The sequence below is a fragment of the Nocardiopsis sp. LDBS1602 genome (assembly GCF_035818715.1).
GTDB lineage: Bacteria > Actinomycetota > Actinomycetes > Streptosporangiales > Streptosporangiaceae > Nocardiopsis > Nocardiopsis alba.
This window is the reverse complement of record NZ_JAYLVW010000007.1, coordinates 84449-108983: the sequence shown is the minus strand read 5'-3', so window position 1 is coordinate 108983 and position 24535 is coordinate 84449. Positions and strand designations below refer to the sequence as shown.

Here is a 24535-nt window from a genome sequence, read left to right as displayed (position 1 = left end):
GGTCAGCTCCCCTCGGTCTTCGCGGCCTCGGCCGGAGCTCCGGCCTTGGCCTCGGTGTTCTGCTGACCGCCACCGGCGCCGCCACGACGACGACGCTGCGGGCGCTCGCGGCGCTGACCGCCACCGGCGGTGCGCTGCGCGGCCTGGGCGGCCTCACGCTCGGCGCGGGTCGCGGGGGCGTCGCCCTTGTAGATCCACACCTTGACGCCGATGCGACCGAACGTCGTACGGGCCTCGAAGAAGCCGTAGTCGATGTCGGCGCGCAGCGTGTGCAGCGGGACGCGACCCTCGCGGTAGAACTCCGAGCGGGACATCTCGGCCCCACCCAGACGACCACCGCACTGGATACGGATGCCCTTGGCACCGCTCTTCATCGCGCTCTGCATGGCCTTGCGCATCGCGCGGCGGAAGGCCACGCGGCTGCTCAGCTGCTCGGCGACGCCCTGGGCGACGAGCTGAGCGTCGACCTCGGGGTTCTTGACCTCGAAGACGTTCAGCTGCACCTGCTTGCCGGTCAGCTTCTCCAGGTCCGTACGGATCCGGTCGGCCTCCACGCCGCGGCGGCCGATGACGATGCCCGGCCGGGCGGTGTAGACGTCCACGCGGACACGGTCACGGGTGCGCTCGATCTCGACCTTGGAGATGCCCGCGCGCTCCATGCCACGGGTCAGCATCCGACGGATCGCGACGTCTTCCTTGACGTAGTCCTTGTAGGACTTGTCGGCGTACCAACGGCTCTTGAAGTCGGTGGTGATGCCGAGGCGGAACCCGTGCGGGTTAACCTTCTGCCCCACTATCGGGTCCTTTCCTTCGTCTTGGACGAGGCGACCGAGTCCGCGACGACCACGGTGATGTGGCTCGTGCGCTTGGTGACCCGGAAAGCCCGGCCGAAGCCTCGGGGGCGAATGCGCTTCAGGGTCGGACCCTCGTCCACCCACACGCGCTCGACCACCAGGGTCTCGCGGTCCAGCTTGTCGTTGTGCTCAGCGTTGGCGATGGCGCTAGCCAGCACCTTGCCAACAGGCTCACTCGCCGACTGGGGAGCGAACCGGAGCACCGCCTGTGCCTCGTCAGCGGGCAACCCGCGAATAAGGTCCGCCACCCGGCGAGCCTTGCGGGGCGTAACGCGGACGAACCGCGCCTGTGCCCTCGTTCCCATCGCTTTTCCCTCGCTCACGGAAAATTTCTTCCCCACTCACCGTGGAGAAAATTGTTCTTACAACTGCTGCAACCGCTAACGGCGGCTACGGCGGTCTTCCTTGACGTGGCTACGGAAAGTACGCGTGGGAGCGAACTCACCGAGCTTGTGGCCGACCATCGACTCCGACACGAACACCGGAACGTGCTTGCGGCCGTCGTGGACGGCGATCGTGTGACCGATCATCTCCGGGACGATCATGGACCGCCGGGACCACGTCTTGATGACGTTCTTGGTCCCCTTCTCGTTCTGCGACTCCACCTTCTTGATGAGGTGGTCGTCGACGAAGGGACCCTTCTTAAGGCTACGTGGCATCAGACGTGCTCCTTACCGCTTCTTCTTACCGCTACGCCGACGCCGCACGATCAGCTTGTCGCTGGCCTTGTTCTTGGCCCGGGTCCGGCCTTCCTTCTTGCCCCAGGGGCTGACCGGGTGACGACCACCGGAGGTCTTGCCCTCACCACCACCGTGCGGGTGGTCGACCGGGTTCATGACCACACCGCGGACGGTCGGACGCTTGCCCTTCCAGCGGGAGCGGCCGGCCTTGCCCCAGTTGATGTTGGACTGCTCGGCGTTGCCGACCTGTCCGACCGTGGCGCGGCAGGAGATCTCGACCATGCGCATCTCGCCGGAGGGCATACGCAGCGTGGCGTAGCGGCCTTCCTTGGCCAGAAGCTGGATCTGGGATCCCGCGGAACGGCCCAGCTTGGCACCGCCGCCCGGCTTCAGCTCGACCGCGTGCACGAACGTACCCGTGGGGATGTTGCGCAGCGGGAGGCAGTTGCCCGGCTTGATGTCCGACTGGGGGCCGTTCTCGACCGTGTCGCCCTGCTTGAGGCCGGCGGGCGCCAGGATGTAGCGCTTCTCACCGTCCACGTAGTGGAGCAGAGCGATACGAGCGGTGCGGTTCGGGTCGTACTCGATGTGAGCGACCTTGGCCGGCACGCCGTCCTTGTCGTGACGACGGAAGTCGATCACGCGGTAGGCCCGCTTGTGACCGCCGCCCTGGTGACGGGCGGTGATCCGGCCGTGGCCGTTACGACCGCCCTTGGAGTGGAGCGGACGAACGAGGGACTTCTCCGGCTCCGAGCGCGTGATCTCGACGAAGTCGCTCACGCTGGAGCCGCGACGACCCGGCGTCGTCGGCTTGTACTTACGAATGCCCATCTTCTTCGCGCATTCCTTTACGTGTTGCTTGGTGTGTAGCGGTCAGACCCGAGAAAGGTCACCGACCGAAGATGTCGATGCGGTCGCCCTCGGCGAGGCCGACGATCGCGCGCTTCGTGTCGGGACGCTTCCCGAAACCGAAACGGGTCCGCTTGCGCTTGCCCTTCCGGTTGATCGTGTTCACGCTCGTGACCTTCACGTCGAAGATCTTCTCGATCGCGATCTTGATCTGGGTCTTGTTGGCGTCCGGGCGAACGATGAACGTGTACTTGTTCTCGTCCATGAGCCCGTAGCTCTTCTCGGAGATCACCGGCTCGACGATGATGTCCCGGTGGTCGGCGATCCTCACTGGTCGTCCTCCTCGGACTCGGCGGCCTTCGAGGCACCGGCCGCGTGGGCCAGGAACTCGGCGTAACCCGCCTCGGTGAAGACCACGTCGTCCGAGTAGAGGACGTCGTAGGTGTTCACCTGGTCCGCGTCGAGGATGTGCACCTCTTCGAGGTTGCGCAGGGCGCGCCGGTTGTGCTCGTCCTCGCGGGCCAGGACGACGAGGACCTTGTCGGACTCGGTGACCTGACGCAGCGACTTCAGAGCGGTCTGCGTGAGCTTGCTGTCCGCGTCCTCGGCCACGAAGTGGCTGATGACGTGGATGCGACCGTGGGCGGCCCGGTCGGAGAGGGCGCCACGCAGGGCGGCGGCCTTCATCTTCTTCGGGGTCCGCTGGGAGTAGTCGCGGGGCTGGGGCCCGTGGACCGTGCCACCGCCGGTGTACTGCGGGGCGCGGATCGAACCCTGACGGGCGCGGCCGGTGCCCTTCTGGCGGTAGGGCTTCTTACCACCACCGCGGACCTCGCCGCGGGTCTTGGTGGCGTGGGTACCCTGCCGGGCGGCGGCCAGCTGGCCGTTCACGACCTGGTGGATCAGCGGGATGCTGACCTGCTGGGCGAAGACGCTCTCGGGGAGCTCGACGCTGCCCTTGGAGCCGCCCTCGGGGTTCTTGACCTCGATCTGGGCCATGACTACTTGTCCCCCTTCACAGCGGTGCGGACGAGCACCAGACCGCCGTTGGGACCGGGCACAGCACCCTTGACCAGGATGAGGCCCTTCTCCGCGTCCACGGAGTGAACGGTCAGGTTCTGGATGGTCTTGCGCACGTTGCCCATGCGACCGGCCATCCTCATGCCCTTGAAAACGCGGCCGGGCGTGGCGCAGCCGCCGATGGAACCGGGCGAGCGGTGGACACGGTGGGCACCGTGCGAGGCGGAGAGGCCACGGAAACCGTGACGCTTCATCACACCCGCGAAGCCCTTGCCCTTGCTCTTGCCCGTGACGTCGACCTTCTGGCCGATCTCGAACGAGGCGGCGTCGACCTCCTGGCCGAGCGTGTACTCGGAGGCGTCGGAGGTGCGGACCTCGACGTAGTGACGGCGCGGGGTCAGGTCGTTGGCGCGCAGGTAGTCGCCCAGGGGCTTGTTCACCTTGCGCGGGTTGATCTGCCCGTAGCCGAGCTGGATGGCGGAGTAGCCATCGGTGTCAGGGGTCCGGATGCGGCTCACGACGCACGGACCGGCCTTCAGGACGGTCACGGGCACGATCTTGCCCGTGTCGTCGAAGACCTGGGTCATGCCGAGCTTTTCGCCCAGAACTCCCTTGATCTGCTTGGTGGCCATGTCTGTGCGTCCTTAAAGCTTGATCTCGATGTCAACGCCGGCCGGGAGGTCGAGTCGCATGAGCGAGTCGACCGTCTTCGGCGTGGGGTCGATGATGTCGATCAGCCGCTTGTGGGTGCGCATCTCGAAGTGCTCGCGCGAGTCCTTGTACTTGTGCGGCGATCGGATGACGCAGTAAACGTTCTTCTCCGTCGGCAGCGGCACCGGGCCCGCGACCTGTGCGCCAGTTCGCGTCACGGTCTCGACGATCTTCTTCGCCGAGCTGTCGATGACCTCGTGGTCATAGGCCTTTAGCCGAATGCGGATCTTTTGTCCCGCCATGTGGCCTGTTCGTCCTTCGCTTCAGTGTCCGTAACGGTGAGCAGTCCCGGTCACAGAAACCCAGGCCCGGCGGAGTCCGCCGCTTCGGCCTTGAGCCTCTATTCCCTTGAGAAACCGCAACAGGGCTTGCCCCTGCGGTGCGTCACCGTCACAGAGCCCGATGACGTCTTGTCAGTGGGGCGGGTGGGCCGCAGAGGGCGGCCCACCCACCACGTCGGGGCGGCTCCGACAGGGGCCGCCCCGACGTTCGTACTACTTGAGGATCTTGGTGACGCGACCCGCGCCCACGGTCCGGCCACCCTCACGGATGGCGAACTTGAGGCCCTCTTCCATGGCGACCGGCTGGATGAGCTGGACGGTCATCGCGGTGTTGTCACCGGGCATGACCATCTCGGTGCCCTCCGGCAGCGTCACGACGCCGGTGACGTCGGTGGTGCGGAAGTAGAACTGCGGGCGGTAGTTGTTGAAGAACGGCGTGTGGCGGCCACCCTCGTCCTTGGACAGGATGACGACCTGGCCCTCGAACTCGGTGTGCGGCGTGGTGGTGCCGGGCTTGATGACGACCTGGCCGCGCTCGACGTCCTCGCGCTTGATGCCGCGCAGGAGCAGACCGACGTTGTCACCGGCCTGGCCCTGGTCGAGAAGCTTGCGGAACATCTCAACACCGGTGACGGTGGTGGACTGCTTCTCTTCCTTGATGCCGACGATGTCGACGGTCTCGTTCACGTTGACGATACCGCGCTCGATACGACCGGTGACGACGGTGCCGCGACCGGTGATCGAGAAGACGTCCTCGATCGGCATCAGGAACGGCTTGTCGGTGTCACGCTCGGGCTCGGGGATGTACTGGTCCACGGTGCCCATGAGCTCCAGGACGGTCTTGCCCCACTCGGCGTCGCCCTCGAGGGCCTTGAGCGCGGAGACCTTGGTGACGGGGATGTCGTCACCGGGGAACTCGTACTCGCTGAGGAGCTCACGCACCTCGAGCTCGACGAGCTCGAAGATCTCCTCGTCGTCCACCATGTCGGCCTTGTTCAGGGCCACCACGATGTAGGGCACGCCGACCTGGCGGGCCAGGAGCACGTGCTCCTTGGTCTGCGGCATCGGGCCGTCGGTGGCGGCCACGACCAGGATGGCGCCGTCCATCTGCGCCGCACCCGTGATCATGTTCTTCACGTAGTCGGCGTGACCGGGGCAGTCGACGTGGGCGTAGTGACGCGCCTCGGTCTGGTACTCGATGTGCGAGACCGAGATCGTGACGCCGCGCTCGCGCTCCTCGGGAGCGTTGTCGATGTCCTCGAACGGGGTGAACGGGTTCAGGTCGGGGAACGCGTCGTGCAGCACCTTGCTGATCGCGGCGGTCAGCGTGGTCTTGCCGTGGTCAATGTGACCGATGGTGCCGATGTTGACGTGCGGCTTGGTCCGCTCGAACTTTTCCTTCGCCACTGGAAGTCTCCTAGACGTACAGATCTATCTGACTGTGGTCCAACCCCGCGGGTACGGGGAACAGCCGGGTTACGAATTCGCGACTACTCGCCGCGAACCTTCGCCACAATTTCTTGGGCGACAGCGGACGGAACCTCCGCGTAGGAGTCGAACACCATCGAGTAGTTGGCTCGACCCTGCGTACGGCTGCGCAGGTCACCCACGTAGCCGAACATTTCCGAGAGGGGCACCAGGGCCCTGACGATCCGGACGCCGGAACGCTCGTCCATGGACTGGATCTGTCCACGGCGGGAGTTCAGGTCGCCCACGACGTCGCCCATGTACTCCTCGGGCGTGGTGACCTCGACGGCCATGACCGGCTCGAGAAGAGTCGGCTTCGCCAGCCGGACGGCCTCCTTGAAGGCCATCGAACCGGCGGTCTTGAACGCCATCTCCGAGGAGTCGACCTCGTGGTACTGGCCGTCCTGGAGCGTCACCTTGATGCCGACCAGCGGGTAGTGCGCGAGCACACCCAGCTCGGCGGCGTCCTGGCAACCGGCATCGACCGACGGGATGTACTCACGCGGGATGCGGCCACCGGTGACGGCGTTGACGAACTCGTAACCCGAGGCGACGCCCTCTTCGGTCTCCAGCGGCTCAAGGTCGATCTTGACCTTGGCGAACTGACCCGAACCACCCGTCTGCTTCTTGTGGGTGTAGACGTGGCCTTCGACCTTCTTGCGAATGGTCTCGCGGTAGGCCACCTGGGGCTTACCGATGTTCGCCTCGACCTTGAACTCGTCGCGCATGCGGTTGACCAGCACCTCGAGGTGCAGCTCGCCCATGCCCGAGATCACGGTCTGACCGGTCTGCTCGTCCGAGGCCACCTGGAAGGAGGGGTCCTCGTCGGCCAGACGCTGGATCGCGATGCCCAGCTTCTCCTGGTCGCTCTTGGTCTTGGGCTCGATGGCCACCTCGATGACCGGAGCCGGGAAGGTCATGGACTCCAGGACGATCGGGGACGACTGGTCGCACAGCGTCTCACCGGTCGTGGTGTCCTTCAGACCCATGACGGCGACGATGTCACCGGCGCCGGCCTCGGCGATCTCCTCACGCTTGTTGGAGTGCATGCGGTAGATCTTGCCGATGCGCTCCTTGCGGCCCTTCAGGCTGTTGAGAACCTGGGTACCGCTGCTGATGACGCCGGAGTAGATGCGCACGTAGGTCAGCTTGCCCAGGTGCGGGTCGCTCATGATCTTGAAGACCAGGGCGGACATCGGCTCGTCGACGCTCGGCTTGCGCTCGAGCTTGGTCTCCTCGGTCTCGTCCTTGGGGTCGTGGCCTTCGACGGCCTCGACGTCCAGGGGCGAGGGGAGGTAGGCGGTGACCGCGTCGAGCAAGGGCTGGACGCCCTTGTTCTTGAAGGCGGTGCCGCAGACCACGGGGATCGCGGTGCCGGCGATCGTGGCGCGACGGATCGCGGCCACGAGCTGGTCCTCGGTGGGCTCCGTGCCCTCGAGGTAGAGCTCCATGATCTCGTCGTCACCGTCGGCCAGCGTCTCGATGAACGAGTCGCGGGCCTCGCGGGCGACGTCGGCGTGGCTCTCGGGGATCTCGACGGTGTCGTACATCTCGCCGAGGGCGGCCTCGTCGTTCCAGACGTAGGCCTTCATCTTCACGAGGTCGATGACGCCCTTGAAGTCGCTCTCCGCACCGATGTTCAGCTGGATCGGCATGGCGTTCGCGCCGAGGCGCTCACGGAACATGTCGACACAACGCTGGAAATCGGCCCCGATCTTGTCCATCTTGTTGACGAAGCAGATACGGGGAACGTTGTAGCGGTCGGCCTGACGCCAGACCTGCTCCGACTGCGGCTCGACGCCTTCCTTGGCGTCGAAGACGGCGACCGCGCCATCGAGAACACGCAGCGAACGCTCGACCTCGATGGTGAAGTCGACGTGGCCGGGCGTGTCGATGATGTTGATCGTGTGATCGTCCCAGTGCGTGGTGGTAGCAGCCGAGGTAATGGTGATACCCCGCTCCTGCTCCTCCTTCATCCAGTCCATCGTCGAGGCGCCGTCGTGCGTCTCGCCGAGCTTGTGGTTCACACCGGTGTAGTAGAGGATCCGCTCGGTCGTCGTGGTCTTGCCCGCGTCGATGTGGGCCATGATGCCGATATTGCGGACTTTGGCCAGGTCAAGCAAAGTCTTAGCCATGAGGCTCGTCTTCCCTAGGTCGTCTCAAGGAATCGATTCGCCGCGGGGTTACCAGCGGTAGTGGGCGAAGGCCTTGTTCGACTCGGCCATCTTGTGCGTGTCCTCACGCTTCTTGACGGCCGCGCCCAGACCGTTGCTGGCGTCGACCAGCTCGTTCATCAGACGCTCGGTCATCGTCTTCTCACGACGCTGACGCGAGTAGGAGACGAGCCAGCGCAGGGCCAGCGTGGTGGACCGGGAGGCGCGAACCTCGACCGGCACCTGGTAGGTCGCGCCACCGACACGGCGGCTGCGGACCTCGAGCGCGGGCTTGACGTTGTCCAGGGCTCGCTTGAGAACGACGAGCGGGTCCTGTCCGGTCTTCTCGCGAGCACCCTCGAGAGCGCCGTACACGACGTTCTGAGCGATGGAACGCTTACCGTCGAGCAGCACCTTGTTGATCAGTGCGGTGACGAGCGGCGAGCCGTAGACCGGGTCGGTGATGAGCTGGCGCTTCGGCGCCGGGCCCTTGCGCGGCATGCTTACTTCTCCTTCTTGGCGCCGTAGTGGCTACGGGCCTGCTTGCGGCCCCGGACGCCCTGGGTGTCGAGCGAACCGCGGACAATTCGGTAGCGGACACCCGGCAGGTCCTTCACACGACCGCCACGAACCAGCACGATGCTGTGCTCCTGGAGGTTGTGGCCGATGCCGGGGATGTAGGCCGTGACCTCGATGCCGCTGCTCAGCTTGACGCGAGCGACCTTACGCAGAGCGGAGTTCGGCTTCTTGGGCGTGGTGGTGTAGACACGAGTGCACACACCACGACGCTGCGGACTCCCCTTCAGCGCCGGGGTCTTGTTCTTTGCGACCTTGTCCTGTCGGCCCTTACGGACCAGCTGCTGGATGGTGGGCACCGCGTCTCCGTCTTCCTCGTGACCTACGCCGGTTCTCGTAGCCGATATCGCTATTGACCTGCTGAATTTCCCGAACCTCCCCGACCCCCGGGGTCGGGCGTGTCGCCCTCGTTCTCACGCACGGAAAGAACGGAGAACACTCACCCGGCCGTCAGGCCGATTCACAGGAGGGGGTTCACATGCGTCGCGCGCCTTGTGTCCGTCCTGTAGAGGACTGGGGCGCTGCACACACACGCGTGACCCGTCGACTCACGGGCACAATCACACAGGCTACCGCTACCAGACCAGGCGGTCAAAACGGTGTGCGACATGGCGAGAACAAACGGAACCGGTCCTCACGTAGCCGTGGGTCTCCCTCAGTCTACGTGCTCCCCGACTCGTTTCGCCCCAGGTTTTCCCCAGAAGGTGAATGAAGGGCCGTCGCAGGCGAACGGCCGCTCCCAGAGCACCCATTGTGCCCATGGAAGCGGCCGTATGACTACAGGATCAGCCAGATCGCGACGGAGATCACCGTGACCAGGATCCCGATCACCGCGAACACGGTTCCAGTGGTGATCAGACCGAGACCGTCGAGTTCTCCCCTCGACTCGCGGATCGCCCTCTTGGCCTTGGGGCCGGTGACGAACAACGCGATGATCGCGGTGATGACGCCCAGGCCCGGGATGAGCGAGGCCACACCCAACCAGAGGGTCAGATTCGCCCCGGGCTCGGTGTCGGCGAGGAAGTCGACACTGTCGTAGCCGGGGTAGGCGTCGCCCGGTTCCCCGCCGAGGGGCCGGTCCTCGAAGCCCGGGAAGTCCTCGGCGATCCGGTCCCGGCGGCGCTTGGCCGGCCGAGGCCTCTCGGACATCCCGTAGTCGGCGGGGGTGAACCCGTCGTCGTACTCCGGATCGTCCCGACCCTCGTCATCGACCGGAACGTTCGGGTCGTCCTCGGCCGAGGCCGGTCGATCCGTCGGTCCGTTCCAGGCCTCGGCCGATCCGCCCTGATCGTAGGAGGGCTCGCCGCCCAGATCCGAGGGGATGCCGGCGGACACCGGAGCGGGGCCGCCGCGGTCGTCGAAACCGCCCCGCTCGTCATAGAACCGATCGTCCTCGTCCGGACCGAAATCGTCCAGATCCCCGTACCCGCGGTCGGCATGGGACCGGTCCGGGTAGCCGCGGTCGTCGGCGAACGGAGAGTCGTCGCCCGGCCCGTAGGGGGCTCGATCCGACGGCCCGTCCTCGAAGGAGGGCGCGGTGAACATCTGAGTGGCGCCCGCCGCCCCTCGGTTCCAGGAGGCCTCCGGCTCGGCGGGACCGCGGTACTCGTCCGCGTAACCGTCCTCGTCCTCGCCCCAGGGCTCCTTCTCCCTGGCCCGCGACTGCATATCGGCGATGGCCGCCAGCGGATCGTCCGAGGTCGGGACGGCCGCGGAGAGCTCCCCGGTGTCGGGGGCCGCGCTCCGCTCGTCCGACAGGGGGTCCTCGCCCCACTCACGGTAGGTCGGCCCCTCCGGGGCCGCCTCCCGACGGCGTCGTTCCGCGTCCCGCACCACGTCGGGCAGGCGCAGGTCGTCGCGGTCGAAGGCCCAGGTGTTGCCGCTGCCCGCGCCCAGGCCCCCGTCGTCGGGGAAGGTCCCCGGGGCCGCGGGTTTCGCGGAGAGCTCGTCCTCGTAACGATCGTCGTAGGACGATCCCCCGCCGAGGGGGTCGTCCGCACGCTCCTCGTAGCGGTCGTGGGAGGGCCGCGACGACCTCGGAGAGAGCTCGTCGTCGTACCCGTCCCCTCCGTAGGAGGGGGTCGGGTCGTCCCAGCGGGAGGCGCCGGGATCGGAGAGCGGGTCGCCCTCTCCCCACGCCGGACGGTCCTCGTCGTCCGAAGCGAAGGGACGTCCCTCCTCCGAACGCTCATCGGTGTCCCGCCACTCGCGCGGGGGGTCCGACAGCGGATCCGCGTCGTCCCCCCAGGCCCGGGGATCGTTCCAGGCGTCGGTGTTCATGGGCGAGGAGTGCTCCGTCGCCGGGGACCGGTCCTCCCGAACGTCGCCGAGCGGATCCTCGTGCCCCGAGGGGGCGTCGGACCACGCGTCGGTGCTCGTGGAGGCCCAGGAGTCCGGCGCGGGCACGCGTTCGACGTCCTCCACCCCCTCCGGGGGCAGCGGGACCTCGGCACTGGCCGCGATGCCCGGGTAACCACCGGTCGGGAAGGGTTCGGGGGTCCCCTCGGAAGCGGGGGTCCGCGGCTCCCAGGAAGGTTCGGCCGGATCCGTGTCCCATTCCGACGCGGGCTCGTCGAACGTCCCCGCCTCGGGGCGACGATCCCACTGGTCCTCACCGAGGTCCCTGGAGGTTTCGGGGGCGTCCCAGGCGGACGGCTCGGCCGCCCCACCGGAGGGCGCGTCCCAGGCGGAGGGCTCCACCGGATCGGCCGCGAGGGGATCACGGGTCGCCGCCGGCGGGTCCCTGAACGGGTTCTCGGAGGACTCCGCTTCGGGTGCGTGCTCGTACGACGGTTCGACCGAACCGAACGACGCGGCCGTGGCCCCCCAGGCGGAGGGCTCCTCGGGCTCGGAACCGGGAAGGTCGCGCGAGGACTCCGGGCCGCCCCACGCGGGGGCCTCGGAACCGGTGCCCGGTGTCCACGAGGCCTCGGGCGGCCCGGGTCGGTCCGGGGTCTGGCCCCCGAAGGTCTCGAACGGGGCCTCGGAGGGGTCGCGTTCCGTGAGCCGTTCGGGCTCGGACGCTCCCCAGGCCGAGGGCTCGACACGGTCCTGTGAGGTCTCGGGGGCGTCCCAGGCGGACGGCTCGGCCGCCCCACCGGAGGGAGCGTCCCAGGCGGAGGGCTCCACCGGATCGGCCGCGAGAGAGCCGTGAGAGGTGTCCGAGGAACCCCACGACGGTGCCTCCCTGGGCTGTTCCGCCCTCGGCTCCCATGCCTCCGGAGCGCCGGAGGGCTCCGGTTCGAAGGGACGTTCGGTCCCCGGTTCGACCGAACCGAACGACGAGGGGACCGAACCCCACGCGGAGGGCTCATGGGCGTCGGAGCCCGGAAGGTCGTGCGAGGGCTCGGGAGCCCCCCACGCGGGGGCCTCCGTCGGGATCGGCGCGGTCTCGGGGCCGGAGAGGGCGGTGCCCCCGGTTCCGGGGTCGTTCGACCACGCGGGCTCCGTGGAACCCCAGGGCTCCTCCCCTCCCCCGGCACCGAAGGAGGGCGTCCTCGGTTCGGACGGCCGCTCCGGCGCACCGGGTGCCTCCCAGGCCGGCCGGGGTTCGCCCGGCACCCGGGTCAGGGGCTGGTAGGCGCTCGTGCCCGCCCCCGGGTAGGAGAGGGCGCCCGGCGCCGCCGTCGGTTCCGAGGGCGCGGGCGAGGGGTCGACGCGGTGCGACGACGGCGGAACGCCCAGAGCGTCCGGATACGGGTCGGCCAGAGCGGGACGTGAGGCGCTCAGCCCCGCGTAACCACCGCTGTCCGGAAAGACCGCGGCACCATCGGCCGGGGCGTCGCCCTCGGGCGCGCCCTGCTCGTCCATCGGATCCTGGTATTCGGACTGCTTGCGGAAACGGTTCTCACTGGGCTTGAACCACGAGTCCGCGTCCCCTCCGGGCGACCGGTTCCCCGGCTCTCCGCCCCCGTTATCAGTCACTTTCCTGCTCTCCCGCCGGCGCCTTGGCGCCATCTCCCCGTCAACACAGCGGTGTGTCGACCGACAACAGAAAACGGCGGCGGAGCCACCCCCTGGTCATGGGGGTGACCGACCGCCGCCGTCAGCTCAGCCAACGTTCAGGCTGGTGCTTACCGGTTGTACGGCCCGAAGTCGTACTCCTCCAGCGGCACGGCCTCGCCCGAACCCTGACCGAAGGTGTACTCACTCGGCTCCTCGTACCCGGAGACCGAGTACATCGAGGCCTTGGCCTCCTCGGTCGGCTCGACCCGAACGTTGCGGTACTGAGGAATACCCGTACCGGCCGGGATGAGCTTACCGATGATGACGTTCTCCTTGAGGCCGAGCAGAGGATCGCTCTTGCCGTGGATCGCGTTCTCGGTGAGGACCCTGGTGGTCTCCTGGAAGGAGGCCGCCGACAGCCAGGACTCCGTGGCCAGCGAGGCCTTGGTGATACCCAGCAGGACCGGACGTCCGGCGGCGGGCTGGCCGCCCTCGGACACCACGCGTCGGTTGATCCGCTCGAACTTGGGCCGCTCGACCATCTCACCGGGCAGCAGCTCGGTGTCACCGGACTCCAGGATGTTCACTCGCTTGAGCATCTGGCGAACGATGATCTCGATGTGCTTGTCGTGGATGGACACACCCTGCGACTTGTACACCTCCTGGACCTCCGACACGAGGTGCTGCTGCACCGCGCGCGGGCCCTGGATGCGAAGAACCTCGTGCGGGTTGATCGCGCCCTGGATGAGCTGCTGACCGACCTTGACGTGGTCGCCGTCGCTCACCAGGAGCTGGGCACGCATCGGGACCGGGTAGGCGATCTCGTCGGTGCCGTCGTCCGGGATGACGACGATCTTGCGGCTCTTCTCGGTGTCGTCGATCCGGATCCGGCCCTCCATCTCGGAGATCGGGGCCACACCCTTGGGGATGCGGGCCTCGAAGAGCTCCTGGACACGGGGCAGACCGTGGGTGATGTCCTGACCGGCCGAACCACCCATGTGGAAGGTACGCATGGTCAGCTGGGTACCGGGCTCACCGATGGACTGGGCCGCGATGATACCGATCGCCTCACCGACGTCCACCGGCTTACCGGTCGCCATGGAGCGACCGTAGCAGGTGGTGCAGACACCGATCTTCGCCTCACAGGTCAGCGACGAACGGATGCGCACGCGGGTGATCCCGGCGGCGACCAGCTTGTCGATGTTCTGCTCGGAGGTGTCGGACAGGGCGGGCAGGACGACGTTGCCGTCGGCGTCCACCGCGTCCTCGGAGATCGTCCGGCCGAAACCGGTGTTCTCGACGTTGTGCTTGCGCACCACGACACCGGCGGCGTTCTTCTCACCGATCTCGTGCCAGAGGGAACGGTCGGTGCCACAGTCGATCTCGCGGACGATGACGTCCTGCGCGACGTCCACCAGACGACGGGTCAGGTAACCCGAGTCGGCGGTACGCAGGGCGGTGTCGGCCAGACCCTTGCGCTGACCGTGCGTGGAGATGAAGTACTCCAGCACGGACAGGCCCTCACGGTAGGAGGACTTGATCGGGCGCGGGATCGTCTCACCCTTGGTGTTGGAGACCAGACCGCGGATACCGGCGATCTGACGCACCTGCATCGGGTTACCACGGGCACCGGACTGGACCATCATCCACACCGGGTTGTCGGAGGGGAAGTTCTCCTCCATGTTCTTGGCGACCTCGGCGGTGGCCTGGGTCCACACCTCGGTGAGCTCCTGACGGCGCTCGTCGTCGGTGATCAGACCACGGTCGTACTCGCGCTGGATCTTGTCGGCCTTGCGCTCGTAGTTGCCGAGGATCTCCTCCTTCTGCGGAGGCGCGACGACGTCCTCTATGCCGATGGTCAGACCGGACCTGGTGGCCCAGCGGTAACCGGCGTCCTTGAGGGCGTCCAGGGTCGTGGCGACCTGGACCTTCGGGTAGTTCTCGGCCAGGTCGTTGACCAGGACCGAGACCTGCTTCTTGCCCACCTGGAAGTTGACGTACGGGTAGTCGACCGGGGTGGCCTCGTTGAAGAGGTACCGACCCAGGGTCGTCTCCAGGACGTAGGTGTCGCCCTGCTGCCAACCCTCCGGCGGGGTCCAGTCCTTGGGGGCCGGAGCGCCGTCGGAGATCCGCAGACGGATCTTCGCCTGCAGGTCCAGGTCTCCCAGGTCGTAGGCCATGATGGCCTCGGCCGGGGAGCGGAACGCGCGACCCTCGCCCGCGGCGCCGGCCCGCTCCGTCGTCAGGTAGTACAGACCGATGATCATGTCCTGGGTGGGCATGGTCACGGGCTTACCGTCGGACGGCTTGAGGATGTTGTTGGTGGCCAGCATCAGCAGCCGCGCCTCGGCCTGGGCCTCGGCGGACAGCGGCAGGTGCACGGCCATCTGGTCACCGTCGAAGTCCGCGTTGAACGCGGTGCACACGAGCGGGTGGATCTGGATGGCCTTGCCCTCGACCAGCTGCGGCTCGAAGGCCTGGATGCCCAGGCGGTGCAGCGTCGGGGCGCGGTTGAGCAGAACCGGGTGCTCGGTGATGACCTCTTCGAGGACGTCCCACACGACCGGGCGGGACCGCTCGACCATGCGCTTGGCGCTCTTGATGTTCTGCGCGTGGTTCAGGTCGACCAGACGCTTCATCACGAACGGCTTGAACAGCTCCAGGGCCATCTGCTTGGGCAGACCGCACTGGTGCAGCTTCAGCTGCGGGCCGACGACGATGACCGAACGGCCGGAGTAGTCGACTCGCTTACCGAGCAGGTTCTGACGGAAACGTCCCTGCTTGCCCTTGAGCATGTCGGACAGCGACTTGAGCGGACGGTTACCGGGACCGGTGACCGGGCGACCGCGGCGGCCGTTGTCGAACAGCGCGTCGACGGCCTCCTGGAGCATCCGCTTCTCGTTGTTGACGATGATCTCGGGCGCGCCCAGGTCCAGAAGCCGCTTGAGGCGGTTGTTCCGGTTGATGACGCGACGGTACAGGTCGTTGAGGTCGGAGGTCGCGAAGCGGCCACCGTCCAGCTGCACCATCGGACGCAGGTCCGGCGGGATGACCGGGATGCAGTCCAGCACCATGCCCATGGGGCTGTTGGTGGTGTTGAGGAACGCCGAGACGACCTTGAGACGCTTCAGGGCGCGGGCCTTCTTCTGGCCCTTGCCGGTGCGAATGGTCTCGCGGAGCTTCTCGGCCTCCTCCTCCAGCTCGAAGTTGGAGAGGCGGTCCTGGATCGCCTGAGCGCCCATGCCACCGCGGAAGTACTTCCCGAAGCGGTCCCGCATCTCGCGGTAGAGCATCTCGTCGCCCTCGAGGTCCTGGACCTTGAGGTTCTTGAAACGGCTCCAGACCTCGTCGAGACGGTCGATCTCGCGCTGGGCACGGTCGCGGAGCTGACGCATCTCGCGCTCCGCGCCCTCGCGCACCTTACGGCGCGCGTCGCCCTTGGCGCCCTGCTCCTCGAGCTCGGCCAGGTCGGCCTCGAGCTTGCGGTGGCGCTCCTCGATGGTGGAGTCGCGGCGCTGCTCCAGGTGCTGCTTCTCGACCGAGATCCGGGCCTCGAGCGACTGGAGGTCGCGCTCGCGGGCCTCGGTGTCCACCCACGTGACCATGTAGGCCGCGAAGTAGATGATCTTCTCGAGGTCCTTGGGCGCCAGGTCCAGCAGGTAGCCCAGGCGGGAGGGCACACCCTTGAAGTACCAGATGTGCGTGACGGGAGCGGCCAGCTCGATGTGGCCCATCCGCTCACGGCGCACCTTGGCACGGGTCACCTCGACGCCGCAGCGCTCACAGATGATGCCCTTGAAGCGGACACGCTTGTACTTACCGCAGTAGCACTCCCAGTCCCGGGTCGGGCCGAAGATCTTCTCGCAGAAGAGTCCGTCCTTCTCGGGCTTGAGGGTTCGGTAGTTGATGGTCTCGGGCTTCTTGACCTCGCCGTGCGACCACTGGCGGATGTCGTCGGCCGTGGCGAGACCGATACGCAGCTCGTCGAAGAAGTTGACGTCGAGCACTTAATTCGTCCCCTGCTCTCGAAGAATGCGGAAGTTAGACCTCTTCGACACTGCTCGGCTCACGCCGACCCAGGTCGATTCCCAGTTCTTCCGCGGCGCGGAAGACGTCCTCGTCGCTGTCCCGCATCTCGATGGACATACCGTCACTGGACAGCACCTCCACGTTCAGACAGAGCGACTGCATCTCCTTGATGAGCACCTTGAAGGACTCAGGGATGCCCGGCTCGGGGATGTTCTCGCCCTTGACGATGGCCTCGTAGACCTTGACGCGACCCACCACGTCGTCGGACTTGATGGTGAGCAGCTCCTGGAGCGCGTAGGCGGCACCGTAGGCCTCCAGCGCCCAGACCTCCATCTCACCGAAGCGCTGACCACCGAACTGCGCCTTACCACCCAGCGGCTGCTGCGTGATCATGGAGTACGGACCGGTGGAGCGGGCGTGGATCTTGTCGTCCACGAGGTGGTGGAGCTTCAGGATGTACTTGTAACCGACGGAGATCGGCTCGGCGAAGGGCTCACCGGTACGACCGTCGAACAGGCGGGCCTTGCCGTCGTCGTTGATGAGACGGTTGCCGTCCTTGTTCGGGCGGACCGACTTGATGAGGCCGCTCAGCTCGTCGCCGTGCAGGCCGTCGAAGACCGGCGTGGCCACACGGGAGTTCGGCTCGACGTCGGACGCGCCGATCGCGTGCAGCGACTTCTGCCACTCCTCCTCGGCCCCCTCGACCACCCAGCCGTTCTTGGCCAGCCAGCCCAGGTGGACCTCGAGTACCTGGCCGACGTTCATACGACCGGGAACACCGAGCGGGTTGAGGATGATGTCGACCGGGGTGCCGTCCTCCAGGAAGGGCATGTCCTCCTGGGGCAGGATCTTGGCGATGACGCCCTTGTTGCCGTGACGACCGGCGAGCTTGTCACCGTCGGTGATCTTGCGCTTCTGGGCGACGTAGACCCGGACCATCTCGTTGACGCCGGGGGCGAGCTCGTCGCCCTCCTCGCGGCTGAAGACGCGGACGCCGATGACCTTGCCGGTCTCGCCGTGCGGGACCTTCAGAGAGGTGTCGCGGACCTCGCGGGCCTTCTCACCGAAGATGGCGCGCAGAAGACGCTCCTCCGGGGTCAGCTCGGTCTCACCCTTGGGCGTGACCTTGCCGACGAGGATGTCGCCGTCGACGACCTCGGCGCCGATGCGGATGATGCCCCGGTCGTCGAGGTCGGCCAGGACCTCCTCGCTGACGTTGGGGATCTCGCGGGTGATCTCCTCCGGGCCCAGCTTGGTGTCACGGGCGTCGACCTCGTGCTCCTCGATGTGGATCGAGGAGAGGACGTCGTCCTGCACCAGACGCTGGGAGAGGATGATCGCGTCCTCGTAGTTGTGACCCTCCCAGGACATGTACGCCACGAGGAGGTTCTTGCCCAGCGACATCTCGCCCTGGTCCGTGGACGGACCGTCGGCCAGGACCTGCTTGACCTCGACCCGCTGGCCCTCGTGGACGATGGGGCGCTGGTTGAAGCAGGTGCCCTGGTTGGAGCGCTGGAACTTGCCCATCCGGTACGTCTTGCGCGTGCCGTCGTCGGCCATCACGGTGACGTAGTCGGCGGTGACGTCCTCGACCACACCGGCCTTCTCGGCGAGGATGACCTCACCGGCGTCGGTGGCGGCGCGGTACTCCATGCCGGTGCCGACGAAGGGCGCCTCGGCGCGCAGCAGCGGCACGGCCTGGCGCTGCATGTTGGAACCCATGAGCGCGCGGTTGGCGTCGTCGTGCTCCAGGAAGGGGATCATGGCGGTGGCGACCGACACCATCTGGCGCGGCGACACGTCCATGTAGTCGACCTCGGAGGTGTCGACCTGCTCGAACTCCCCGCCCTTACGGCGCACGAGCACACCCGACTCGGCGAAGCTCCCGTCGGCGTTCAGCGGCGTGTTCGCCTGCGCGATGACGTAGAGGTCCTCCTCGTCCGCGGTCAGGTAGTCGATCTGCTCGCTGATGCGACCGTCGATGACCTTGCGGTAGGGGGTCTCCACGAAACCGAAGGAGTTCACCCGGCCGTAGGCGGCGAGCGAACCGATCAGACCGATGTTCGGACCTTCAGGGGTCTCGATCGGGCACATGCGGCCGTAGTGGGACGGGTGGACGTCTCGGACCTCGAAGCCCGCGCGCTCACGGGACAGACCGCCCGGACCCAGCGCCGAGAGGCGACGCTTGTGGGTCAGACCCGCGAGCGGGTTGGTCTGGTCCATGAACTGGGACAGCTGCGAGGTGCCGAAGAACTCCTTGATGGAGGCGACGACGGGACGGATGTTGATCAGGGTCTGCGGCGTGATCGCCTCGACGTCCTGAGTGGTCATCCGCTCCCGGACGACGCGCTCCATGCGGGCCAGACCCAGACGGACCTGGTTCTGGATGAGCTCGCCGACGGTGCGCAGACGGCGGTTGCCGAAGTGGTCGATGTCGTCGGTCTCGATCGGACGGAGGCCGAAGACGGTCTCCTTCTCGACCTCACCCGCGTGCAGGCGGACGAGGTAGTCGATCGTGGCGACGATGTCCTCTTCGGTGAGGGTGCCCTGGGTGTAGTCGGTGTCCAGACCCAACTTCTTGTTGATCTTGTACCGACCGACCTTGGCCAGGTCGTAGCGCTTGGGGTTGAAGTACAGGTTCTCCAGCAGCGCCTGGGCCGACTCCTTCGTGGGCGGCTCCCCCGGGCGCAGCTTGCGGTAGATGTCCAGCAGCGCGTCGTCGGTACCCGCGGTGGGGTCCTTCTCCAGGGTGTTGCGGATCGACTCGTACTGGCCGAAACGCTCCAGGATCTGGTCGGTGGTCCACCCCAGCGCCTTGAGCAGGACGGTGACGCCCTGCTTGCGCTTGCGGTCGATGCGGACGCCGACGAAGTCGCGCTTGTCGACCTCGAACTCCAGCCAGGCGCCGCGGGACGGGATGACCTTGCAGCCGAACAGGTCCTTGTCCGAGGTCTTGTCCACGGACTTGTCGAAGTACACGCCCGGAGAGCGGACCAGCTGGGAAACGACGACACGCTCGGTGCCGTTGATGATGAAGGTGCCCTTGGCGGTCATGAGCGGGAAGTCGCCCATGAACACCGTCTGGCTCTTGATCTCACCGGTGTCGTTGTTGATGAACTCCGCCGTGACGAACATCGGGGCGGAGAAGGTCATGTCCTTGTCCTTGCACTCCTCTTCGGAGTACTTGGGCGGCTCGAACCGATGGTCGCGGAAAGACAGCGACATCGTGCCCGAGAAGTCCTCGATCGGACTGATCTCCTCGAAGATCTCTTCGAGACCGGACTGCTCCGGAACGTCCTTGCGGCCGGCGTTGCGGGCCGTCTCCACCCGCGTCTTCCACGTGTCGTTGCCCAGCAGCCAGTCGAACGACTCGGTCTGCAAAGCCAGAAGGTTGGGAACCGCGAGGGGTTCCTGGATACGGGCGAAGGAAACGCGGTGCGGACCAAGGGCGTCAGCGGAGGCGTTGCGCGAGGCTGCCAACAGGGGTCCTTCCGAAGGCTTGTGGCGGTTGAAGCGCGCACGCCAGACGATCCGTCACGAGAAGGACCGCCGCAACACGGTTGAGACGGTCACATCGAGCGGGAACGGGCCTTCCGGATCCGGAGTATTGAACGGAATGACGGAAGCCGTACACCGGCACAGGGATCACCAAAGGGCAGCGCAAAAGAGCAGTGTAGCCGAACACTACACCGCTGTCCACTCACGGTCCACAACGTCTCTCACGACACCCGAAGGATCACCCGTCGAGGGCGATCCGTCAAGCCCGACAACGTGGAACGTCGTCACGCACACCCCGGGGGAGGACCCTGGACCGTCAGGGTGAAACAGCGCGCCCGCCCCTGGCCCCATGGGGGTGTGAGCCAACGGACACCGGAAAGGGTTCCCCCGCCCAAAGCGGGTAAACACTCTCCACCGGGGCCCGTCAGGATTCCCGGGACGGGAGATTATCGCGTCCCGGGGACAGTTCGCACACGCGAGCCCCACGACCACGGGCCCAAGGCTCCGGGACCGACCCAGCTTCGCACATCACACGCCTCGAACCGGAACGGACACGGCGTCGCGAACGACTTGGAAAGGCGTGTTCCGGCCACTCCCCCGCCCCGGAAAGCGGTCCGACCGATATGCGACCCGATGTCCGCGCACACGAAAGCGGCCGCCCCTCCCTGGGAGGAACGGCCGCTTCAGGCAGACCAGCGGGCTTCTGAGGCCCGCGGAGGACTACTTGAGGGTGACGGTGGCGCCGGCGCCCTCGAGGGCGGCCTTGGCCTTGTCAGCGGCCTCCTTGTTGACGCCCTCGAGGAGAGCCTTCGGAGCGTTGTCGACCAGGTCCTTGGCTTCCTTCAGGCCCAGGCTCGTGAGGCCGCGGACCTCCTTGATGACCTGGATCTTCTTGTCACCGGCGGACTCGAGGACGACGTCGAACTCGTCCTTCTCCTCGGCGGCACCGGCGTCGCCGCCGGCGGCACCCGGAGCGGCGACGGCCACGGCGGCCGGGGCGGCGGCGGTGACGTCGAACTTCTCCTCGAACAGCTTCACGAAGTCGGACAGCTCAAGGAGGGTCATGCCCTCGAACGCCTCGAGCAGTTCCTCGTTGCTGAGCTTCGCCATGATGCGATCTCTCTTTCTCTGATGACACGCGCGCCAACGGCACAGCGTGCGAGCCGGTGGCCGGGCGCCGTCGGCACCCGCCGTGGTTCAAAAGGTTTAAGCGGCTTCCTCGGAACGCTTGTCCGCCAGAGCCTGCGCGAGACGCACAGTCTTGGAGGGCAGCGCCTGGAAGACGGCGGCGGCCTGGCCCTGCTTGGCCTTGAGCGCACCGGCCAGCTTCGAGAGGAGAACCTCTCGGGACTCCAGATCGGCCAGCTTGGTGACCTGCTCGGCGGACATCGACTTGCCGTCGATGATCCCGCCCTTGATCACCAGAGGCGAGTTCGCCTTCGCGAAGTCACGCAGACCCTTGGCGGCCTCGACGACGTCCCCGTGGACGAAGGCGATGGCGGACGGGCCCTCGAGCAGATCGGTGATCTGCTCGTCGACGCCGGCCTCCTTGACCGCGATCTTGGTCAGCGTGTTCTTGACGATGCGAAAACGCGCGTTCTGACCGAGGCTGCGGCGCAGTTCAGTGACCTGCGCGACAGTGAGCCCCCGGTATTCGGTCAGCACGGCGCCGTTCGACTCACGGAGCTCGTCCGCGAGTTCGGCGACCGCGGCTGCCTTGTCCGGCCTCGCCATGGGACTCCTTCCAACAGTGAACGCTGGTGATTCCCAAGGACTTCCACGATCGGCGTCAGCACGAGAAAAAGCCCCGAGCGCGAGGCGCACGGGGCACGACCACGTTCTCTGAACCCGCGCGTGAGCGTGGGTCGGAACGGGAAAGCTCTGGTGACACCTGCGCGGGCGCCCATCCTGGAACGGGTCCTTAGGTCACCCGAGCGGGTGACGACCAGCGGTCTTCGGCAGAACCCAATACTAACGGACGTTCCGGGGTGCTCGTCCACGACGATGGAGAACGCCGGGTGATCCGGGACTCACCGGGGAGGAGCGTGCCCCTCCCCGGAACGCGGACGGCCCCCGTCCCGGGGAGGGACGGGGGCCGTCTCAGGCGTCGTACACGACCCGAGGGCCGGAAGAGGACTTAGGCCTCGAGCGGGATGCTCGGGCCCATCGTGGTGGTGACCACGGCCTTCTTGATGTAACGACCCTTGGCGGCGGACGGCTTGAGGCGGTTCACCTCGTCGATCGCGGCCTGGTAGTTCTCCAGCAGCTTGCTCTCGTCGAAGGAGACCTTGCCGACGATGAAGTGCAGGTTCCCGTGGCGGTCCACGCGGAACTCGATCTTGCCGCCCTTGATGTCGGTCACGGCCTTGGCCACGTCCGGGGTGACGGTGCCCGTCTTGGGGTTGGGCATGAGGCCACGCGGACCGAGCACGCGGCCCAGACGACCGACCTTGCCCATCAGGTCCGGGGTGGCCACGACGGCGTCGAAGTCGAGGAAGCCGTTCTGGACCTGGGTGACCAGGTCGTCGTCGCCCACGATGTCGGCGCCGGCCGCGCGAGCCTGCTCGGCACGCTCACCGGTCGCGAAGACCAGGACCCGAGCGGTCTTACCGGTGCCGTTCGGCAGGTTCACGGTGCCGCGGACCATCTGGTCGGCCTTGCGCGGGTCGACGCCCAGACGCAGGGCGACCTCGACGGTCGCGTCGAACTTGACACTGGTGGTCTCCTTGGCCAGCTTCAGAGCCTCGGCGGGGCTGTAGAGCCGGTCCCGGTCCACCAGGTTGTTGGCTTTGCGGTGGTTCTTGCTGCGCTTCACGCTGTTCTCCTACGGGAACGTGTGGTCTTTGGGCCAGCGCCTGGCCCTGCCACGGTGGTTCTTGCCGTCGAGCGATCCCTCGCGGGGGCTACTTGACCTCGATGCCCATGGAACGGGCGGTACCGGCGACGATCTTGGTGGCGGCCTCGATGTCGTCGGTGTTGAGGTCGGGCAGCTTGGTCTGCGCGATCTCACGGACCTGGTCGGCGCTGATCGAACCGCTGTTGCTGCGGCCGGGCTCGCCACTGGCCTTGTCCAGACCGGCGGCCTTCAGGATCAGCTTGGGCGCCGGCGGCGTCTTCGTGACGAAGCTGAAGGAACGGTCCTCGTAGATGGAGATCTCTACGGGGATGACGTTGCCGCGCTGGCCCTCTGTAGCAGCGTTGTACTGCTTGCAGAAGTCCATGATGTTGACGCCGTGCGGACCGAGAGCGGTACCGACGGGCGGCGCCGGGGTCGCCTGACCGGCGGGCAGCTGCACCTTGACGAGTGCGGCGAGTTTCTTCTTCGGAGGCATATCGGGTCCTTTGCCTGATCTGCATTGTGTGCCGGCCCCTGCCTCCCTGACGGCACGTCCGGGTCACGAGGACCGCGGTCGGGCCGCTGCCGAAGGAGGCTTTCCCACGTCCATGCGCGGGCGACGGCCCGTCGGGACCGGACGGGCCGGGCGCGTGCCCCACCCTGACGAGAGTCGGGTGCCGCACGCGACGGTGGGCCCACCCCCGATGAGGGTGGACCCACCAAGTCTACGTCGCCCGGACAGTGGTCCGGGCGGAGTGTGGGGAGAACCCCACCTCGTCAGATCTTGGCGACCTGGTTGAAGGAGAGCTCGACCGGGGTCTCACGACCGAAGATCGAGACGAGCACCTTGAGCTTCTGGGTGTCGCCGTTGATCTCGCTGACCGTGGCGGGCAGGGTCGCGAACGGACCCTCCATCACCGTGACGGACTCGCCGATCTCGTAGGCCACGTCGGAACGCGCCTCGCCACCGGCCGCGGCCTTGGCCTGCGGGGTCTGCTCCGGCTCCTCCTCGGGCTCGGGGGCCAGCAGCTTGGCGACCTCCATGAGGCTGAGCGGCGCGGGCTTGTTGGACAGGCCCACGAATCCGGTGACGCCCGGGGTGTTGCGGATCGCGGCCCAGGACTCGTCGGTCAGGTCCATGCGGACGAGCACGTAGCCCGGCAGCACCTTCTCGGTGACCTGCTGGCGCTTGCCGCTCTTGACCTCGGTGACCTCGTGTTCGGGCACCTCGACCTGGAAGATGTACTCCTCCATGTTGAGGGACTGGGTCCGGCTCTCGACGTTGGCCTTGACCCGCTTCTCGTAACCCGCGTAGGTGTGCACGACGTACCAGTCGCCGGGCAGAAGGATGAGCTCGTTCTTGAACTCCTCGACGGGGTCCAGACGGGGCGTCTCGGGCGCGGCCTCGGCCTCGTCGTCACTCCCGTCGGCCTCTCCGGCCTCCCCGGCGAGCTCCGGGTTCTCGGCGTCGACCGCCGCGTCCTCGGACGGCTCGCCCGCCAGGCCGGTCTCTTCCGCCGACGACTGAACCGGCTCCTCTTCGGGGAAGTCGTCAGAGGTCAGTGGGGACTCGGACACGGCTGCTCTTTCTCTCGTCGGATTCGCTAGGGCGTGCGACGCACGCCGAACAGGCCGT

At 66.9% G+C, this 24535-nt stretch carries 20 protein-coding genes; all 20 read right to left on the bottom strand.

From position 1 onward, the window contains the following. Positions 1 to 2: 2 nt before the first annotated feature. The 20 genes from rpsC to nusG all read right to left on the bottom strand — a co-directional run bounded on the left by rpsC (position 3) and on the right by nusG (position 24477). Positions 3 to 794: a 30S ribosomal protein S3 gene (gene rpsC, locus U9J66_RS19915; RefSeq protein WP_014911893.1), complete on the bottom strand. Its 792-nt coding sequence runs from the start codon at positions 792 to 794 to the stop codon at positions 3 to 5. Beyond that, on the bottom strand, positions 794 to 1159 hold the full coding sequence (gene rplV, locus U9J66_RS19910; protein WP_017535889.1) for a 50S ribosomal protein L22: 366 nt from the start codon (positions 1157 to 1159) through the stop codon (positions 794 to 796). The genes rpsC and rplV overlap by 1 nt, the downstream gene beginning before the upstream one ends. A 75-nt stretch (positions 1160 to 1234) precedes the next feature. Then, complete coding sequence (gene rpsS / locus U9J66_RS19905) at positions 1235 to 1513, bottom strand: 30S ribosomal protein S19 (RefSeq protein ID WP_013156115.1); 279 nt, start codon at positions 1511 to 1513, stop codon at positions 1235 to 1237. Positions 1514 to 1525: 12 nt separating this feature from the next. Then, positions 1526 to 2365: a 50S ribosomal protein L2 gene (rplB, locus tag U9J66_RS19900; protein WP_014913424.1), complete on the bottom strand. Its 840-nt coding sequence runs from the start codon at positions 2363 to 2365 to the stop codon at positions 1526 to 1528. 58 nt (positions 2366 to 2423) lie between these two features. After that, positions 2424 to 2714, bottom strand: a complete 291-nt coding sequence (gene rplW / locus U9J66_RS19895; protein WP_014908213.1) for a 50S ribosomal protein L23 — start codon at positions 2712 to 2714, stop codon at positions 2424 to 2426. Continuing rightward, positions 2711 to 3382, bottom strand: a complete 672-nt coding sequence (gene rplD, locus U9J66_RS19890; RefSeq protein ID WP_014909317.1) for a 50S ribosomal protein L4 — start codon at positions 3380 to 3382, stop codon at positions 2711 to 2713. Before rplD ends, rplW begins: the two co-directional genes overlap by 4 nt. Positions 3383 to 3384: 2 nt before the next feature. Next, on the bottom strand, positions 3385 to 4035 hold the full coding sequence (gene rplC / locus U9J66_RS19885; RefSeq protein ID WP_014913067.1) for a 50S ribosomal protein L3: 651 nt from the start codon (positions 4033 to 4035) through the stop codon (positions 3385 to 3387). Positions 4036 to 4047: 12 nt separating this feature from the next. Beyond that, positions 4048 to 4356: a 30S ribosomal protein S10 gene (gene rpsJ / locus U9J66_RS19880; protein WP_014908366.1), complete on the bottom strand. Its 309-nt coding sequence runs from the start codon at positions 4354 to 4356 to the stop codon at positions 4048 to 4050. A 252-nt stretch (positions 4357 to 4608) separates the two neighbouring features. Then, positions 4609 to 5802 carry an elongation factor Tu gene (gene tuf / locus U9J66_RS19875; protein ID WP_014908151.1) on the bottom strand — a complete coding sequence of 398 codons (1194 nt, stop codon included), beginning with the start codon at positions 5800 to 5802 and terminating at the stop codon, positions 4609 to 4611. An 83-nt stretch (positions 5803 to 5885) separates the two neighbouring features. Next, positions 5886 to 7997: an elongation factor G gene (fusA, locus tag U9J66_RS19870; RefSeq protein ID WP_026125249.1), complete on the bottom strand. Its 2112-nt coding sequence runs from the start codon at positions 7995 to 7997 to the stop codon at positions 5886 to 5888. Between the two features lie 48 nt (positions 7998 to 8045). Next, positions 8046 to 8516, bottom strand: a complete 471-nt coding sequence (rpsG, locus tag U9J66_RS19865) for a 30S ribosomal protein S7 (RefSeq protein WP_014911405.1) — start codon at positions 8514 to 8516, stop codon at positions 8046 to 8048. A gap of 2 nt (positions 8517 to 8518) precedes the next feature. Beyond that, entirely contained in the window at positions 8519 to 8890 is a 372-nt protein-coding gene (rpsL, locus tag U9J66_RS19860; protein ID WP_014912437.1) for a 30S ribosomal protein S12, read from the bottom strand. Between the two features lie 478 nt (positions 8891 to 9368). Further along, positions 9369 to 12515, bottom strand: a complete 3147-nt coding sequence (locus tag U9J66_RS19855; protein ID WP_326338356.1) for a hypothetical protein — start codon at positions 12513 to 12515, stop codon at positions 9369 to 9371. A gap of 149 nt (positions 12516 to 12664) precedes the next feature. Continuing rightward, positions 12665 to 16543, bottom strand: a complete 3879-nt coding sequence (locus tag U9J66_RS19850; RefSeq protein WP_014908532.1) for a DNA-directed RNA polymerase subunit beta' — start codon at positions 16541 to 16543, stop codon at positions 12665 to 12667. Positions 16544 to 16577: 34 nt separating this feature from the next. After that, complete coding sequence (gene rpoB / locus U9J66_RS19845; protein WP_017535903.1) at positions 16578 to 20045, bottom strand: DNA-directed RNA polymerase subunit beta; 3468 nt, start codon at positions 20043 to 20045, stop codon at positions 16578 to 16580. Between the two features lie 738 nt (positions 20046 to 20783). Beyond that, positions 20784 to 21173, bottom strand: a complete 390-nt coding sequence (gene rplL / locus U9J66_RS19840; protein WP_014912576.1) for a 50S ribosomal protein L7/L12 — start codon at positions 21171 to 21173, stop codon at positions 20784 to 20786. A 96-nt stretch (positions 21174 to 21269) separates the two neighbouring features. Next, entirely contained in the window at positions 21270 to 21797 is a 528-nt protein-coding gene (gene rplJ, locus U9J66_RS19835) for a 50S ribosomal protein L10 (protein WP_014910739.1), read from the bottom strand. Positions 21798 to 22200: 403 nt separating this feature from the next. Further along, the gene (rplA, locus tag U9J66_RS19830; protein ID WP_014910862.1) at positions 22201 to 22878 is read right to left on the bottom strand and encodes a 50S ribosomal protein L1; all 678 of its coding nucleotides are present in this window, start codon (positions 22876 to 22878) and stop codon (positions 22201 to 22203) included. 88 nt (positions 22879 to 22966) lie between these two features. Then, complete coding sequence (gene rplK, locus U9J66_RS19825; protein ID WP_014910186.1) at positions 22967 to 23395, bottom strand: 50S ribosomal protein L11; 429 nt, start codon at positions 23393 to 23395, stop codon at positions 22967 to 22969. A gap of 281 nt (positions 23396 to 23676) precedes the next feature. Then, entirely contained in the window at positions 23677 to 24477 is an 801-nt protein-coding gene (gene nusG, locus U9J66_RS19820; RefSeq protein WP_014911994.1) for a transcription termination/antitermination protein NusG, read from the bottom strand. Positions 24478 to 24535 lie beyond the last annotated feature (58 nt).

What these genes read in the sequence shown, in the direction of transcription:
- rplV (WP_017535889.1), bottom strand. Translation starts at nt 1,159, where the DNA reads ATGGGAACGAGGGCACAGGCGCGGTTCGTCCGCGTTACGCCCCGCAAG.
- rpsS (WP_013156115.1), bottom strand. Translation starts at nt 1,513, where the DNA reads ATGCCACGTAGCCTTAAGAAGGGTCCCTTCGTCGACGACCACCTCATC.
- rplB (WP_014913424.1), bottom strand. Translation starts at nt 2,365, where the DNA reads ATGGGCATTCGTAAGTACAAGCCGACGACGCCGGGTCGTCGCGGCTCC.
- rplD (WP_014909317.1), bottom strand. Translation starts at nt 3,382, where the DNA reads ATGGCCCAGATCGAGGTCAAGAACCCCGAGGGCGGCTCCAAGGGCAGC.
- rplC (WP_014913067.1), bottom strand. Translation starts at nt 4,035, where the DNA reads ATGGCCACCAAGCAGATCAAGGGAGTTCTGGGCGAAAAGCTCGGCATG.
- rpsJ (WP_014908366.1), bottom strand. Translation starts at nt 4,356, where the DNA reads ATGGCGGGACAAAAGATCCGCATTCGGCTAAAGGCCTATGACCACGAG.
- fusA (WP_026125249.1), bottom strand. Translation starts at nt 7,997, where the DNA reads ATGGCTAAGACTTTGCTTGACCTGGCCAAAGTCCGCAATATCGGCATC.
- rpsG (WP_014911405.1), bottom strand. Translation starts at nt 8,516, where the DNA reads ATGCCGCGCAAGGGCCCGGCGCCGAAGCGCCAGCTCATCACCGACCCG.
- rplL (WP_014912576.1), bottom strand. Translation starts at nt 21,173, where the DNA reads ATGGCGAAGCTCAGCAACGAGGAACTGCTCGAGGCGTTCGAGGGCATG.
- rplJ (WP_014910739.1), bottom strand. Translation starts at nt 21,797, where the DNA reads ATGGCGAGGCCGGACAAGGCAGCCGCGGTCGCCGAACTCGCGGACGAG.
- rplK (WP_014910186.1), bottom strand. Translation starts at nt 23,395, where the DNA reads ATGCCTCCGAAGAAGAAACTCGCCGCACTCGTCAAGGTGCAGCTGCCC.